We start from the raw sequence: 17,145 nt of genomic DNA, 5'->3' as shown, positions 1-17,145 counted from the left end.
CTTATCTAAGTCTTTATTCCTACATTTAACCCTCTTTACATTTTTAATTTAACATCAAACTTACAAAACTTTAGCTATAATCGCGATAAATAATAGATAATAAGGATAATAACCTTGCAAGAAAATATTAGAAACTTTAGTATCATTGCACATATTGACCATGGAAAATCAACACTTGCTGATAGAATCATTCAAGAGTGTGGTTCAGTAGCAGATAGAGATATGTCTGCTCAAGTTATGGATACAATGGATATAGAAAAAGAACGTGGGATTACAATCAAAGCACAAAGTGTTAGACTTGATTATATAAAAGATGGTCAAAACTATGTTCTAAATCTTATCGATACTCCAGGACATGTTGATTTCTCATACGAAGTAAGTAGATCTTTAGCTTCATCTGATGGTGCACTTTTAATTGTAGATTCAACTCAAGGTGTAGAAGCTCAAACTATTGCAAATGTTTATATTGCAATGGAAAATGATTTAGAACTATTACCAGTAGTTAATAAAATTGATTTACCTTCAGCTGACCCTCTTAGAGTTCTTGAAGAAGTTGAAGATGCTATTGGAATTGATTGTACAGAACATAACCTAATCAGTGCTAAAACTGGTCTTGGTGTACGAGATTTAATAGATTCTATAGTAGATAGAGTTCCTCCTCCTAAAGGAGATACTAATGCTCCTACAAAAGCTTTAATTTATGATTCATGGTTTGATAACTATTTAGGTGCCTTAGCACTTGTACGAGTATATGATGGAAGTATTAAAAAAGGTCAAGTTGTACGTATGATGAACACAGAGCATGAACAACAAGTCTTATCATTAATGTATCCACACCCTTTAAAAAAACAAGTTACTGATGAAATTAAAACAGGTGAAATTGGTATTGTAGTACTTGGGATTAAAACAGTTGATATTATTGCAGTTGGTGATACAATTACTGATGCTAAAAATAGAACACCTGAACCTATTGATGGATTTGAACCAGCAAAACCTTTTGTATTTGCAGGAATTTATCCAATTGATACAGATAAATTTGAAGACTTAAGAGATGCCTTAGATAAATTAAGACTTAATGATTCTTCAATCTCTTATGAACCAGAAAGCTCAGCAGCACTTGGAAGTGGATTTAGAGCAGGATTCTTAGGAATGCTACATATGGAAGTAATTAAAGAAAGATTAGAGAGAGAATTTAATCTTGATTTAATAGCAACAGCACCAACAGTTATTTACGAAGTATTAAAAAATAATGGTGAAAAAATATCTATTCAAAATCCAAGTGAATTACCAGAACCAAATCATATTGAAACAATTTTTGAACCTTATGTAAAAGCTACGATTTTAGTTCCAGATGAGTTTTTAGGAAATGTAATTAAACTTCTTAATGATAAAAGAGGTGTTCAAAATAAAATGGATTATATAGGGACAAGAGTTTTACTTGACTATGATATTCCAATGAATGAAATTGTAATGGATTTTTATGATAGATTAAAATCAACTACTAAAGGTTATGCATCTTTTGATTATGAGCCAATAGGTTTTAGACCAGGAGTATTACAAAAACTTGATATTAAAGTAGCAGGTGATGTTGTAGATGCTTTATCTATTATTGTTCCTGAAAATAAAGCACTTTCAAAAGGTAGAGAGTTTATCAAAGCCTTAAAAGAGTTAATTCCAAGACAATTATTTGAAGTAGCTATTCAAGCAAGTATTGGTTCTAATATTATTGCAAGAGAGACTGTGAAATCAACAGGTAAAAACGTAACAGCAAAATGTTATGGTGGTGATATTACAAGAAAAAGAAAATTACTTGAAAAACAAAAAGCCGGTAAAAAAAGAATGAAATCTATAGGGAAAGTAAACGTACCACAAGAAGCATTCATGGCTGTTTTAAAAATATAATCTTTCGTGCATCTTCTGCGTTAAAAAAGAAAATTTATCTAATCACTTAGTTTACTAAGCTCCTAGATAAATTTACTTTTCCGCCTTGAATCTACATAAAATATTAAATTTTATAGATTTCTAATTTCTTTTACTATTCTCATTTTAAAATTTGCTAGAAGAATAAAATTAAGTTCGTTAAAAAACTATAACTTTCTGAGTGAAGTAGGAACGAGTTTTGTAGTTTTAGAACTTAATCATATTTTTTAGCGTATTCTCAGCGAACTCACACTTTTCTTTTGCTTCTTTTTTTACTAAAAAGAAAAGAAAGGAGTATCCTATCAAAGAAATAAATATAATTTATAGTATTATTAATTTATGAAATGCCTAAGTTGTGAAAACCTATCTTTCCAAATCATTTGTAATACATGTCAAAAGAATTTATTAGAGCCCTCTTTTCATAAAAGAGAACTAAAAAAAGACTTTTTCAATTATTCTTTTTATACATTATCAGAACTAGAAGATCTTATTTCATCAAAATACTATTTTCATGGAGATAGGGTTTTTAATATATTAGCAAAACTCTCTTTTGCTAAATTTGGACAAAACTTTAATTTCCCAAATCAAGTTTTAGCAATTCCCATCGATGATCATACAAGACACGATTTTTCACATACTGCAATTCTAGCAAAGCATTTGAAATCAGAATTTATAACACCTAAATACAACATCTTAAAAGCTTCCAATATTGTAAAATATGCAGGGAAAGACTTAGAATTTAGAAAGAATAATCCTAGAAAATTCAAAGTTTCAAATATAAAAAATCAAACACTTATTCTTTGTGATGATTTAATTACAACTGGAACAACAATTTTAGAAGCAAAAAAAGCATTAGAAAAACAAAATAATAAAGTCCTATTTTCTTTAACCCTAGCTGATGCAAAACTTTAGTATAATTCTTTTTTTAATAAAGGGATTAATGTGATAGGAATTATTGATTATAATATGGGGAATTTAGCAAGTGTTTATAATGCTTGTCATTTACTAGATGCAAAAGCTTCATTTGTTAAAGACCCAGAAGATTTAAAAAATTTTGATAGAATTATTCTTCCAGGAGTTGGTGCATATGGTGATGCTATGGAAAACCTACATAAAACAGGAATGTTTCAAGCAATCCATGAATATGCAAAATCAGGAAAACCAATGATTGGTATTTGTCTTGGAATGCAACTTTTATTTGAAAGTTCTCAAGAATTTGGAGAAACAAAAGGTCTTGGCCTTATTGATGGACACATTGTAAAATTTGATAAATCAAAAATGCATGAAGATACAAAAATTCCACATATGGGCTGGAATGTAATTAAAACTCAAGATGATCATACTTTATTTAAAGGATTAAAAGATCCTTATTTATATTTTGTACACTCTTATCACGCAGTAACTGATGCTAAAAATGTAATTGGAACAACTGAATATGGTTATGATTTTGCAAGTGCTGTACATAAAGAAAACATATATGGTTTTCAACCACACCCTGAAAAATCACATGACAATGGATTAAAGATACTTAAAAATTTTATGAATTTATCACACTAAAGAGGAAGTAAAAAGATGGATATTTTACCAGCAATAGATTTAAAAGACGGAAAAGCTGTAAGACTAAGTAAAGGGCTAATGGAAAGTGCAAAAATCTATTCAGATGAACCTTGGCAAGTAGCAAAAAGATTTGAAGAATTAGGAAGTAAATGGCTTCATATAGTTGATTTAAATGGTGCTTTTGCAGGTGAGCCTGCAAACTTAGAACAAATAAAAAAGATTAGAGAAAATTGTAATCTTAAAATTGAACTAGGTGGTGGTATTAGAGATGAAGAAACTATCAAAATGTATATTGAACTTGGAGTTGATAGATTAATTCTAGGCTCAATTGCAGTTAAAGACCCTCAATTTGTAAAAGATATGGCTGCAAAATATCCAATTGCAGTTGGAATTGATGCAATGAATGGAATGGTTGCAGTTGAAGGTTGGGCTGAAGTTTCTACTATGGAAGCTACAACATTAGCAAAGGAATTTGCAAACGCTGGTGTTGAAGCTATTATCTGTACTGATATTTCAAAAGACGGTATGCTTTGTGGGGTAAATGTAGAGTTTACTCAATCTATTGCATTAGCTTCAGGAGTTGATACTATTGCCTCTGGTGGTGTTAAAGATATCAATGACATAATTAACTGTAAAGTAAACGGCAACATCTCTGGTGTTATTGTAGGAAAAGCATTTTATGAAGGAACTTTAGACTTAGAAGAAGGGTTTAAAGTATTAAAAGACTAAATAGTTAATATGTGTTTAGTAATTTCTCTAGTATTTGCAGCACTTGCATATTTATTTTTTGAAGATAATAATATGCAAGGCTTTTATATAAATGGAGGAATTGCTCTATTTTTTATAGGACTTCTTATAAGAAGTATACTTACTGCTAAAAAGAAATAAAATGTCATTAAAATTAAAATACGAATCTATCTATGAAAAAATGATGAATGAAGAAGATGCAAGAGTTTGCAAAGCTATTGATGAAAAAGCTTGTAAAGTAGTTCCAGGAAACTTTTTCTTAACTATTATTAGTTACTTTTTTAACAAACTTGCAGACTCTGTTGCCAATATGAAAGTAATTATTCCATGGCTAATGGAAAGTCTTAGTGTTCCTCTTTTTTTAATTAGTTTTTTAGTTCCTATAAAAGAATCTGGTTCACTTTTACCTCAACTTTTAATTGCAGCATATGTTAGAAAACTTCCTATTAGAAAATATATTTGGAGTCTTGGAGTTTTTATTCAAGCACTTTGTATTATTGCAATAGGAATTGTTGCTTGGAATATGCAAGGATTAAATGCAGGAATTGCAATTATTACTTTAATAATCATAATGAGTTTAGCAAGAGGATTAAGCTCCGTTGCTGCAAAAGATGTAATAGGCAAAACTATTCCTAAAACAAGAAGAGGTGCATTAAATGGTTACTCAGGATCTTTAGCTGGACTTATTGTAATTGGTCTTGGAGTATATTTTTTACTAGTTGGTGAAAAGCCATTTTCACCTCAAAACTTTGGAGTTTTACTTTTCTTAGCTGGTATTTTTTGGATAATTGCTTCATTAACTTACTTAAAAATTGAAGAGTTTAAAGGGGAGACTGATGGTGGAGGAAATGCCATAAGTGTTGCTTTAAAAAAGATATCTCTTCTAAAAACAGATAAAGATTTTAGACTTTTTGTAATAACAAGAGCCTTATTTTTATGTTCAGTATTAAGTGCACCTTTTTTTGTAATTTTAGCTCAGCAACAATCAGATTCTAGTAATTATTTATTGGGTTTATTTATTTTATCAAGTGGTCTTGCTGATTTTTCTTCTTCTGTTATTTGGGGAAAATTATCTGATATTTCTAGTAGAAAATCTATGATTATAGGTGCTAGTATTTCTACTGCTCTTGGATTTTTAGTTTTTACTTTAAGTATATTTTATGAAAATATTTTTTCAATCATTTGGTTAATGCCTTTGATATATTTTGTTTTAACAGTTGGATATCAAGGTATTAGAATTGGAAGAAAAACTTATTTAGTTGATTTAGCAGGTGGAAATAAGAGAACTGATTATGTAGCTGTTAGTAATACAATTATTGGTATTGTATTATTATTTGCAGGTTTTATAGGAACACTTAGTTCAAGTATTGGATTAAATGGAATTATTCTTTTATTATCAATAATAGGTGTTATAGGTATCTTTCTAGCAATAAAACTACCAGAAGTACAAGAAGAGGATTAAGAAGAATTTTTATCTTCTCGCTTCTACTTTTGTTCTCCTGCATCTGTATAATGTAACTCTAAACCTTTTGAAGTTGCTACAAATCCATTTACATTTATTCTTCCATCATGTACCATTTTATGATGTTCTTTACACAAAGGAATTAAATTATATTTATGGTTTGCATTTATATGCTCAATAAAACCTTCTTTATTTGCTCGTGCTTGCTCTTTTATATGATGAACATCGTCGCATGCCTTACCACATATTATGCAGGAAGACGAGTAAACATTCTTATTATATTTTGAAGTTTTACGCATACTAAGTCTCTCAATTGAATCATAATCATCTGTAAGTTTTTTTCTTATATCATTTGCAATTGTTAAAAACTCTTTATCCATATGTAAAGATTTTGCATACTCTAATCCATACATAGAAGAACCACTTCCATATGCTAATTTTCTATCAAAAACAAGTTTATCTTCCTCGTCTTTATACATTACAGATAAATGAAGTGAAATAATGTTTTTTAACTCTTCTACTTCTTTTATTTCTGGAAGTTGATGAAGATGTGTAGCAAATACAAAAATAGCTTCAAGTTTTGAAAGCTTTAAAATAGAACTTGCAACAATTGATAATCCACTCATTGTTTCAGTACTATGGGAAATTTCATCACCTAAAACTAAAGACTTTTTACTCGCACGATTGAAAATATTTTTTAGTTCTAACATTTCTACAGCAAAAGAAGATAAACCTTTTGCAATATTATCAGCACCTGATATTCTCGTATAAACAGCATCAAAGATTGAGAATCTCATAGACTTTGCAGGTACATAAAAACCAGCTTGTGCTAAGATTACTGCAATTCCAATAGCTTTCATTAGTGAAGATTTTCCAGATGAGTTAATTCCATATAACAAAACACCATGCATTTTATTGTTTTTTATATTTACTGGATTTGAGTTTTTTATAATCACATTATCTTTATACTCTTTAGATGCAAGACTTAATTCACCTAAAATAATATCATTTGGTACATAAATACCCTGCTCTTCATTTGCTTCAATTATTGGGTGCCTTAAGTCAATACACTCTATAAAGTTTTCATTATCATTAGTTTTTACAAGTTTTGGGCAAACATAGTTATATTTTTTGGCTGTTTTTATATTTGAAACTGTTAAATCAACTTCAGCAATAAACTGGACTAAATCTTCTAAAAGAGGAGCAAATTTTTTTTCAAACTCTAATATTTTTTCTTTAAATACTAATTTATTTAGTTCAACTATTTTTCTTAAATTATGTACGTATTTATCAGATATTTCATCTGTTAATTTACAAAATATTTTTACAGAATTTGTTTGTATCTTAATAGTAAAATCTTTAAATAAATATAATTCATCATCTATTATTATATGTGAATTTAAAAGCTCTTCTTTTATAAGGTTAAATCTATTTTTTGTCAATGTTAAAAAGAAACCTTCTTTATCTAATCTATTAATACCAATAAAGTTTGAATCACTAGATTTTAGGAAATCTAATACATGAGCTCTTAGCATTTCTAGTTTTGAATATAAAACTTCATTTTGTGCATTCAACTCATCAATTTGAGTATTTATTCCACCATTTACCATATTCGTTTCTACATCTTTTAACATATATTTTCCAGATATAGATAAGTCAAATGTTGAATCTATTGAGCTAATAAACAGTTCTAAATCCGCACTAGAACAAGGAGGAGATATGAACTTATAGTTTTCCATAAAAGTTACAACTTCTTTAATACTAAGAAGGGAGTCATATAAATAGTTTAATTCAAAAGGATGAAGACGTGTAAGTTTAATTCTTCTTGTTAGTCTTTCAATATCATAAATATTTGCTAATTCATTCTCGATTGGCGCATGATAATCAAATAATTCTTTTGATAGTGCAAATCTTCTTAATAGTTCTTTTGAATCTTTGATAGGATGAGTTAGTCTCTCTTTTAAAAGTCTTTTCCCCATTGCTGTTGATGTATTATTTATAAGTTTAATAAGTGAGGGGTTATGATTAGTTTCAATTATATTTAATTGCTCAATTGCATTATTACCTAAATAAATATATTTACTAATATCAAGTTTAGAAGGAAGAGATAATTTTTGTATAATATTTGAATCATGTCCAATTACAAAGTCTATTAACACAGATAAGGATTCTGTACTTAAAGGTACTCTTTCCATATCTAAATGCTCAATTGCCGTTAATAAAGATTGAATTGAAAATACATTTTTAAACAATTCATTTTGATATGCTATTTTAGGTCTAAAAGTTCCTATATGAAATGTTTTTAATTTTAATTCTAAGTAATCTATAACTTCTTTTTGATTTATATTTTTATCAGCAAAAGTAATTATAACTTCATTTGTTTTATGCATATTCATATAATTAAATACTTCATCTAAGGCAAAAAATTTATCTTCACTAGTTCCATGTATTTCATTATAGTAACACTTTCCAGTTGTTACATCAATAGCAGAATACCCAAGTAGATATATTCCTCTACTTTGATCAACTAAAAGTGAAGTGATATTATTTTCATCTTGGTCTATCACGAAATCAAAGTTTGTTCCAGGACTTACAACTGTGTCTAAGTATCTAGAAACATTTGGTGGTACGCCTTTTTGTTTTATAAGAACAACTGTATATTTTTGTTCTGAGATAATTCTAGCTAAGTGTTTCTCCAAAGATATAGCAGGAACTCCTGCCATAATTGGATTTTCTTGTGAATTTTCTAAGATTGTTTTATTTTTTCTTGTTAATTGAATATTTAACAGTTCTGCAATTTCTTTTGCTTTTCCTATTTGCTCATCATCATTATTAACTTCGTAAACTTCAAAAAATGTTCCTATTTCCATTAAAACTACAGTATTTTTACCATACTTTTTTTCAAACAGTTTTTGTAATTTAAAATATGTAATTGTTAAAAGTGTCTTTTTATTTGCTAATATTTCTGCTACTTCTTCTCTCACTTATACTTTCTCACTCCAGTCCAATCTCGTATCAAATTTCTTTGCTCTTTAGTTAAATCTGCTTCTTTATGTAACCAAATATAAGTAGGTAATGGCATTATTGCATATGCAGTTCGATAAATACCTTTTAATCTTTTTTCTTTTTCTTCATCGGTATACGTTTCCCAAATCGAAAAATTTAACCAATCTCTTCCATTATCAACATGATTTGTAATAGTCCATGAAAATGGTGCAACTTGAGAATACCAAGGCCATTTAACTTCATTTGAATGACAATCATAACAAGAGTTTTTAAATATTGTCATAATTTCTATAGGGGCTTTGATTTCTAAATCTTTTTCTACTGCAACATTAGTTTGATCAACTCTAATAAATTGCATTAAAATAAATATTATTAAAAAAATTAAAAGTGTTCTTTTCATATTCTACTTTGTCATTAAATTATATGGTCTTCTTATCTCTTCCATAAACATAGAAACAGATATATTTCTTCCACGTCTAAAAAACTCTTTTTTATCTAAAAAGATTAACATAGTTGGTATTGAAAATACCGTAAAGTGGCTTGTTATCTCTTTATGTAAATCCGTTTGAACTTCAATTAAATCAAATAAAGGAAAGTTTTTACTTATTTCTTCTTCAATTTTTGGTTTTAAAACCTTACAAACTGAACAATTCTCACCTGAGAAGTATATTAATACAGGATTTCCAGTATTAATAATGTTTTCAACTTCTATTAATGTTTTTGCTTGTTTCATTACTCTCTCCTTGTTCTTTATTTAGGTTAATTTGATATGCTTGTTCTTTAAAAATATCTTCTTTTGATAAAGAAATACCTTTCATATGCGTTAAAGGAAACGCAAAAGCGACACCTTTTCCTGTTGTAGTAAGATCAAGTGAATGAATAATTGATTTAACAACATCATTAACTAAATATTCAGGAAGTAAAAATAACAATAAAGATTCATTATGCTCAAAAGATCTTCTATAAATATTAGTCATATTTTCAAAGCCAATTCCCTCAGCAGGAATAACAGTAACTCCAGAAGCCCCCACATTTTTAGCAGCTTCAATAGCATCAAATCTTCTTTCATTAGGAACTATAATAACCACAGCTGAGAATTCTAATTCAAAAGAATGTCTAGTAGAGGTACCATCAATTTTAACTGTTGCTAAAGACATATTATCTGCATCAATTATATTATCATGAAGTAAATTTTCTTTTTCAATTTGTGTATCTGATTTAACTTCAAGCTTCTCAATTAAAATACCATATGCCATTACTGTAATCATTGGAAATAATGAAGCAAAAGCAATTAGACCAAAACCATCAATTAAAGGACTTCTTCCTGGTATATTAGTAGCTAAACCAATCCCAAGCGCTGCTACTAAAGGTACTGTAACTGTTGAAGTTGTAACTCCACCTGAATCATAAGCAATTGGAATAATATATTTAGGAGCTATAAAAGTTAGAATGATTACAATTAAATAACCAACAATAATATAATAATGAATGTGTCCACCATCAACAATTCTAAAAGCTCCTAAAGCAATACCTGAAGCAACACCAAAAGCTACAAATAATCTTAAAGCAAAATCATTAATTTTACCATCAGAAATATCTTTTGCTTTTTTTGCAATTGCCATAAGAGCTGGTTCTGCCATAGTAGTTGAGAAGCCAATAGAAAAAGCAAATGCATATATCATCATTACAGAATCAGATTTAGTTAATTGATATGCCATTGTCTCACCAAGTGAGAAAAGACCCATTTCAAGTCCAAGAATAAATGCATATAAGCCAACTATTACAAGAGTAAAACCTAAAAATACTGTTTTCAAGTTTTCAATTGTTTTTTTTAATACTCCATATTGAAAGAACATAATTATTACTAAGATAGGTATTACATCTTTTATAACTGATAATATTCCATAAAAAACTGATTTATCAGTAATATCAGTAGGAGAAGAAACTGCTGCTTTGACTACAATTGTAGCTACATTTTGTGCATCAACTAAATTATACACAGCAATTCCATAAACTTGAACAAATATCATTGGGGTTAAAGAAGCGAATGCAATTAATCCAAATCCATCAATTACAGGATTTCTTCCTTTAATATTTGAAGCTAATCCAATCCCAAGTGCAGCAACTAAAGGTACAGTTACTGTGGAAGTGGTAACTCCACCTAAATCGTAAGATAATCCAATAATCTCAGCAGGTGCAAAAAAAGTCACTGTAACGACTATTATATATCCTGCGATAATATAATAATGAATTGGATGACCTTTAATAATTCTAAAGACACCTAATAAAATTGCAAGACCAACAGAACCTGCAACTACAAACCTTAAAACTGTTGCATCAATTCTTCCACTTGAAATAGAAGCTGCTTTATCTGCAATTACGGCAAGAGCTGGTTCGGCTATTGTAGTACCGAAACCTATTAAAAAACCAAATATTAATATCCATGAAGTCCATCCAGATTTAGCAAAATCTCTTGCTAGTCCTTCCCCTACTGGAAATACTCCGATTTCTAAACCTTGTAAGAATATTGCAAGACCAATTCCAACTATTCCTAAACCAATAGTAGTATTTAACCATTCATCAGGTATAACTTGTATAATTGCTAATTGGAAAAATAAAATAACTATTATGATTGGAATCAGATCTCTAAAAGATTCTTTTAAAAGTTTCAAAAAGAAGTTAAACTGCATCATATGATATTATTTCTCCTAGCTTAAATCTGGATTATTTTATATCAAAAGCAGTAAATCTGCTTTTGATATTTATACTTGGTGTGAAGTTTTTTTAGAAAGTCTTTCTTTTTGAGAAAGGTAAGAATTTAAAGCACTTAAATATGCTTTTGCAGTTGCTAACATAGTATCAATACTTAAACCATGGCCAACAAATGCAGGAGACTCATCATCAAAAGAAACTCTTGTTGTTACTTTTGCTAAGGCATCTTTACCTTCTGTTACTGAAGTAACTTTATAATCTTTAAGTTCTCCATTATAACCTGTTAATCTATCAATAGTTTTAAAGATTGCATCCATAGTACCATCTCCAATAGCTGCATCTCTCATAATTTTATCTTGGAATTTAATAGCAACTGCGGCTGTTGGAACTCCAGAGGAACAATCAGAAATTTGTAATGCATCTAACTCATAAGTCTTATCTTGATTTAATGATTCATCAGTAATTAACATTCTAATATCATCATCACTCACATCTTTTTTCTTATCAGCTAAAACTTTAAATTTTTCAAAAGCAGCATTTAATTCTTCATCACTAACTTTGTCAAAACCTAAGTGCTCAATTTTATCTCTAAATGCTGCACGACCTGAGTGTTTACCTAAAATTAATGTAGATTCTTTAAATACACCAACATCTTCTGGTCTCATAATTTCGTATGTTTCATTGTTTTTTAACATACCATCTTGATGGATTCCACTTTCATGTGCAAATGCATTTTTACCAACAATTGCTTTATTCTGTTGTGGTTCAACACCTGTTACAGTTGCAACTAATCTTGATGTTGGATAAATTTCAGCTGTATTAATACCAGTATATAAATCTCCAAAAGCATCTTTTCTAGTTTTAATAGCCATTACAGCTTCTTCTAAAGCAGAATTACCAGCTCTTTCACCTAAACCATTCATTGTTACTTCAATTTGTCTAGCACCATTCATAACAGCGGCTAATGTATTTGCAGTTGATAAACCTAAATCATTATGATTATGAACAGAAATAATAGCTCTGTCACCTGCAAAATCAGCTAATTCTTTAACCATTGCACCTAATTCATAAGGTAATCTATATCCAACAGTATCTGGTAAATTAATTGTTGTAGCACCTGCACTTATAACTGCATCCATTACTTCTTTCATAAATGGGATTTCAGAACGTCCTGCATCCTCTAATGAGAACTCAACATCGTTAACAAATGTTCTAGCATATTCAACTGCGTGAACAGCTCTTTTAATAACTTCAGCTTCATTCATTTTTAATTTGTATTTCATATGAATTGGAGAAGTAGCAATAAATGTATGAATTCTATGTTTTGCGGCTTTACTTACTGCTAATCCTGATTGTTTAATATCGTTATCAATAGCACGACTTAATGAACAGATAGAAGAGTTTTTAACTTGTTCTGCAATTCTAGAAATCGCATCAAAATCTCCTGGACTTGCAGCTGCAAATCCTGCTTCAATAACATCAACACCTAACTTCTCTAATTGTAATGCTATTTTAATCTTTTCTTCTGTATTCATTGAACAACCTGGGCTTTGTTCACCATCTCTTAATGTAGTATCAAATACTATAATCCTATTTTTATCCATTGTGATTTACCTTTTAAAATATATATTATTATATCTTTTTTTTTATAAAAAAAGAAAACTGTAAAATTGTGATTTGTTGATTGTGTAAGTGTCTAATTTTAGAAATTAGAGAATTGTTGAAAGAAGCAATGAAGAGTTAACACTTTTGATGAAATGATTATTGCAAAAATTAAATATTTTCATAGAACTCTCCTGGGTTTTAAATATGTCTAAGTATAATTAATTTAAACTGTTTTGTCAAGACATTGTAGAAGAATCAGAAAGAATAACTTGATTTCTACCTTTTATTTTTGCCTGATAAAGAGCTATATCCGAATATTTATACAAAGTGTCTTCATTAATTATTTCAGATGCTTTTTGAACAACAATCCCTGCTGAGATAGTAACAACATCATTATTTTTACTATTTTTATGTTCAATATTTAAATTTTCAACTGCATTTACAACTTCTTGAACATAAAATAAAGATTCTTCAACTTCTAGACCTGAAAAAATTAAACAAAACTCTTCTCCACCCATTCTAAAAGCATAATCAGTTGCTCTTGAAGTATGATTTTTTAAAACCTTTCCTATTTCAACTAATACATCATCTCCTTTGGGATGGCCATAAGTATCGTTGTATTTCTTAAAATGATCAATATCTATACTAACTAATGATAATTTTAAATTATCTCTTTTTAATCTTCTAATCTCTTGATTTATAATTGTATTAAAATGTCTTCTATTATAAAGTTTTGTTAAATCATCTTCTATTATTAGTTGCTCTAACTTTATCTTGTCAGTTATATCATTTCTAATTGCTGTGTAATTTACAATCTCACCATCTCTAAAAACAGGTGTTATTGTAAGAGTAACAAAATATATTGTACCATCTTTCTTTTTATTTTTAATTTCAGAAATATAAACTTTTCCTGAACGTATTATATCCCACATATTTTTATAAAAAGAAGAAGGCGTTTCATCATGCTTTAATATATTATGAGTTTGTCCAATTAATTCTTCTTTTTTATATTTTGTAAATTCACAAAAAGAAGAACTAACATCTACAATAATTCCATCTTTATCTGTAATTGAAATAAGTACATTTTCATCTACTATTTTTAATAAATTATCTTTTTTAAAAAGTTTATCTTGTAAATGACTAGACGTAACACAATCTTGTACATCTGAGATTAATGTTATTAAATTAATTGGTTTTATTACAAATTTAGATATTTTAAGTTCTATCGCTTTTAAGAAATAATCTATATCAGAGTATGCTGTTGTGATAATAATAGGAACGGAAGTATTACCAATTTCTTCAACCATTTCAAGCCCATCCATTTTGGGCATTTGAATATCAGAGATTAAAATATCTGGTTTTATTTTTTTAAAAAGTTCTAAACCTTCAATTCCATTATTTGCTACATGAAAACTTTTCACATATCTTTTAAAGAAAAAAGAGACTTCTTCACTAATCATTTTTTCATCTTCTACATATAATATGGTTATATTACTCAATAGTGTTTTATTTATCTTTTTCAAATCTACTTCTTTTTTATTTACAAATTATAGTTATTAAAAGTAAAGTATACAATAAAAAACATTATTGTAATAACTATTACTTAGATAAAGGTATTGATACTATAAACTGAGCCCCTACCTCCGTATTACTAACATATAATTTACCATGCATATTATTTTCAATAATAATTTTTGACATATATAAACCAATACCTGTACCTTTGCCTTCTTCTTTTGTTGTAAAGTAGGGTTCAAATACTTTACCCAAGATATTTTCAGGTATTCCACCTGCATTATCTTTTATGAGGATAGAACCATATTTATCACCTTTATTAATCTCTAAAGAAACTTTTGCATTCAAAATATCTTTTTCTATAAAGGCATCTTTTGAATTTGTTAAAATATTTAATATAACTTGTGAAAATTCATTTGAAAAACCAATTACTTTAATATCTTCTTGAACTTTATATTCTATATTAATATTATTATAGTCAAAAGTTGACCCAACTAAAGATATAGAGTTTTTAATTGCCATATCAAGGCTAAACTCAGTTATTTCTTTATTTGGTTTAAAGAAATTTCTAAAATCGTCTATTGTTTTAGACATTGTAGAAGTTAATAAATTAGCTTTATCTACAGATTTCTCAATAAATTTATCATCTAACTCATCCATAGCATAAGTTAATTGTATATTTTGAATTACTAAACCTAATGCATTTAAAGGTTGTCTCCATTGATGTGCTATATTCCCAATCATCTCACCCATTGAAGCTAGTTTAGATTGTTGAATAAGTAGTTCTTCTTGTTTTTGTCTTTTTGAAATTTCCTCAAGTACAATATTTTCCAAATTATCATTAAGTTCTTTTAATTGTTTTGATTTTTTTTCTAATTCATCAGTTCTTTCTCTTACTCTTACTTCAAGTTTATTATGTGATTCTTTTAATTGGTCTTGCGATTTTTCTAAACTATCAATCATTTTATTAAAAGTAAGCGATAACTTCCCAATCTCATCACTTGTTTCAATCTCTACTCTTTTAGATAAATCTCCATTATAAATTTTTTCAGATATTTCTTCAAGTTTAACAATAGGTCTTGAAATCATTTTTGCAATAAAATATGAAATTATTAAAAGTATAAACATCATAATAGTTGCCAAAATAAAAAACTGATTATACATATTATTTAATCTCTGATTATACTCATTTAAAGACAATTCAAAATGTAACCAACCCCAATGAACTGATGTCAAATATAAAGGATAAGAATATTTGAATACTTCTTCATTTTGTGTTTTAGAAAAAACAATTTCATATTTTATTTTTTTTATTTCACTTTTTTCTTCTTTTGAAGAAATGTTTTTGTTATGATTTTCTTCAATTTCCCATTTATTTTTTTGAATAATTAAATCATTACCATTTCTTCGTGAAACTATCAATTGTTTTATATCTTCATTTGCTTGAACAAAATCATAAACAAATTCTAAAATTTTTATTTCATCATTAATAATCATAAATTCAGAGTTTACAAAAATAATAGACTCACTCATACTTTTTGCTTTCGATTCAATAGTGTCAAGTATTGCTTCTTTCTGTAATCTTGTAACTTCATAAGAAAAAAGTGAAAAGACTAAAAAAATTGTCATTAGTATTAAAATAAATACTTTTAAAAATAGCGTATTTTTAAAGTTTTTGATGCTCATTTATATTTCTTTTTTAATTCAAAATATTCTTTATAATACTTATCCAATTTATTAAGATCGGTATCTTTAACTCTAAATAATGAATCAAACTTTAGTAATTGTACAATTTCTCTTCCTCCTTCAACTGCACTTATATTCTCCGTTGCTTTAAAGAAAGATTTAATTCTTGAATCTTTAACATCTTTACGAAATAAACCAATAAGAGGCATATGTATTTTTTCAGACTTTGCAATAATTTCAATTTTCTTTTTTATTGAAGGATTTAATTCAGTTGCAATTTCCCAAGTTTTCTTTGTAACTATAGCAAAATCAGTTTTATTAAAAAAGATATTTAGAAGGGCAGTATTCTCTTTTTTAACTAGAATTATTTCCTTTAAATTTTTTTTGGCTTCACTTTTATATGTACTTAATGAGTTTTTATCTAACCAAATTTCAGCACTTACATCTCCTTTTTTGTAAGCTAATGATTTTCCTGTTATATTTTTAAAACCTTTAGCATTTAAAGATTTTCTAGCAATTAAATAGTATTGAGAATACACCGTACCAAAAGTGTTTAAAGACCAAAATTCACGAGCTATTTTTTCGATATTTTTTTTGTGCTTAAAGAAAAATTCTAAATCAAGAACAACCATATTTAATTTACCGCTTATTAAGTCTTTATATAAAATATCTGCTGAATCATAAAATTCTATATTAGCTTTTTTTTCATAATTATCAGAGACAATGTCTTCTAACCAAACTTTTGCTGCGACTCTTGCATCTGCAAAAGATGAGACTAATGTACTTTCTAGGAAACCATATTTTAATTCATCTACTTCTTCTGCATATGAAAAAAGGCTAAGATTAAAGATAAATAATAATTTAATTAATTTTTTCATAAGTGGCCTATATATTTAGTTTTTTCCATTATATCAGAAAATACATAAAATAATAAT

Annotated in this window: 14 protein-coding genes; 6 read left to right on the top strand and 8 right to left on the bottom strand. The window is 27.9% G+C overall.

All coding sequences use genetic code 11. From position 1 onward, the window contains the following. The first annotated feature begins 114 nt into the window (after positions 1 to 114). The 6 genes from lepA to KO488_RS11170 all read left to right on the top strand — a co-directional run bounded on the left by lepA (position 115) and on the right by KO488_RS11170 (position 5,686). Entirely contained in the window at positions 115 to 1,902 is a 1,788-nt protein-coding gene (gene lepA / locus KO488_RS11195) for a translation elongation factor 4 (RefSeq protein ID WP_216058904.1), read from the top strand. 357 nt (positions 1,903 to 2,259) lie between these two features. After that, positions 2,260 to 2,832 (top strand): ComF family protein, encoded by a 573-nt coding sequence (locus KO488_RS11190; RefSeq protein WP_216058903.1) that lies wholly within the window; start codon positions 2,260 to 2,262, stop codon positions 2,830 to 2,832. A 30-nt stretch (positions 2,833 to 2,862) separates the two neighbouring features. Continuing rightward, the gene (gene hisH, locus KO488_RS11185) at positions 2,863 to 3,477 is read left to right on the top strand and encodes an imidazole glycerol phosphate synthase subunit HisH (RefSeq protein ID WP_216058902.1); all 615 of its coding nucleotides are present in this window, start codon (positions 2,863 to 2,865) and stop codon (positions 3,475 to 3,477) included. A 15-nt stretch (positions 3,478 to 3,492) separates the two neighbouring features. Beyond that, positions 3,493 to 4,206, top strand: a complete 714-nt coding sequence (hisA, locus tag KO488_RS11180; RefSeq protein ID WP_216058901.1) for a 1-(5-phosphoribosyl)-5-[(5-phosphoribosylamino)methylideneamino]imidazole-4-carboxamide isomerase — start codon at positions 3,493 to 3,495, stop codon at positions 4,204 to 4,206. 9 nt (positions 4,207 to 4,215) lie between these two features. Then, positions 4,216 to 4,365, top strand: a complete 150-nt coding sequence (locus KO488_RS11175) for a hypothetical protein (RefSeq protein WP_216058900.1) — start codon at positions 4,216 to 4,218, stop codon at positions 4,363 to 4,365. A 1-nt stretch (position 4,366) separates the two neighbouring features. Continuing rightward, entirely contained in the window at positions 4,367 to 5,686 is a 1,320-nt protein-coding gene (locus KO488_RS11170; RefSeq protein WP_216058899.1) for an MFS transporter, read from the top strand. A 23-nt stretch (positions 5,687 to 5,709) separates the two neighbouring features. Here the strand turns inward: KO488_RS11170 and KO488_RS11165 are convergent, their stop codons facing one another. The 8 genes from KO488_RS11165 to KO488_RS11130 all read right to left on the bottom strand — a co-directional run bounded on the left by KO488_RS11165 (position 5,710) and on the right by KO488_RS11130 (position 17,088). After that, positions 5,710 to 8,670, bottom strand: coding sequence for a MutS-related protein (locus KO488_RS11165; protein WP_216058898.1), 2,961 nt, complete (start codon positions 8,668 to 8,670; stop codon positions 5,710 to 5,712). Then, positions 8,667 to 9,092 (bottom strand): heme-binding domain-containing protein, encoded by a 426-nt coding sequence (locus tag KO488_RS11160; protein ID WP_216058897.1) that lies wholly within the window; start codon positions 9,090 to 9,092, stop codon positions 8,667 to 8,669. The genes KO488_RS11165 and KO488_RS11160 overlap by 4 nt, the downstream gene beginning before the upstream one ends. Before the next feature lie 3 nt (positions 9,093 to 9,095). Next, positions 9,096 to 9,425: a thioredoxin family protein gene (locus KO488_RS11155; RefSeq protein WP_216058896.1), complete on the bottom strand. Its 330-nt coding sequence runs from the start codon at positions 9,423 to 9,425 to the stop codon at positions 9,096 to 9,098. Continuing rightward, positions 9,394 to 11,385 carry a DUF1538 domain-containing protein gene (locus tag KO488_RS11150; protein ID WP_216058895.1) on the bottom strand — a complete coding sequence of 664 codons (1,992 nt, stop codon included), beginning with the start codon at positions 11,383 to 11,385 and terminating at the stop codon, positions 9,394 to 9,396. The genes KO488_RS11155 and KO488_RS11150 overlap by 32 nt, the downstream gene beginning before the upstream one ends. A gap of 69 nt (positions 11,386 to 11,454) precedes the next feature. Beyond that, a complete protein-coding gene (locus tag KO488_RS11145) occupies positions 11,455 to 13,008 on the bottom strand; it encodes a 2-isopropylmalate synthase (protein ID WP_216058894.1) in 1,554 nt (517 codons plus the stop codon). 237 nt (positions 13,009 to 13,245) lie between these two features. After that, positions 13,246 to 14,532: a diguanylate cyclase gene (locus tag KO488_RS11140; protein WP_216058893.1), complete on the bottom strand. Its 1,287-nt coding sequence runs from the start codon at positions 14,530 to 14,532 to the stop codon at positions 13,246 to 13,248. Between the two features lie 76 nt (positions 14,533 to 14,608). Continuing rightward, a complete protein-coding gene (locus KO488_RS11135; RefSeq protein ID WP_216058892.1) occupies positions 14,609 to 16,210 on the bottom strand; it encodes an ATP-binding protein in 1,602 nt (533 codons plus the stop codon). Beyond that, positions 16,207 to 17,088, bottom strand: coding sequence for a PhnD/SsuA/transferrin family substrate-binding protein (locus tag KO488_RS11130; protein ID WP_216058891.1), 882 nt, complete (start codon positions 17,086 to 17,088; stop codon positions 16,207 to 16,209). Before KO488_RS11130 ends, KO488_RS11135 begins: the two co-directional genes overlap by 4 nt. Positions 17,089 to 17,145: the final 57 nt, after the last annotated feature.

The sequence above is a fragment of the Poseidonibacter lekithochrous genome, assembly GCF_018861145.1.
Classification (GTDB): Bacteria; Campylobacterota; Campylobacteria; order Campylobacterales; family Arcobacteraceae; genus Poseidonibacter; species Poseidonibacter lekithochrous_A.
The sequence above is the reverse complement of the archived record's forward strand: the minus strand, read 5'-3'. Positions and strand labels throughout refer to the sequence as shown.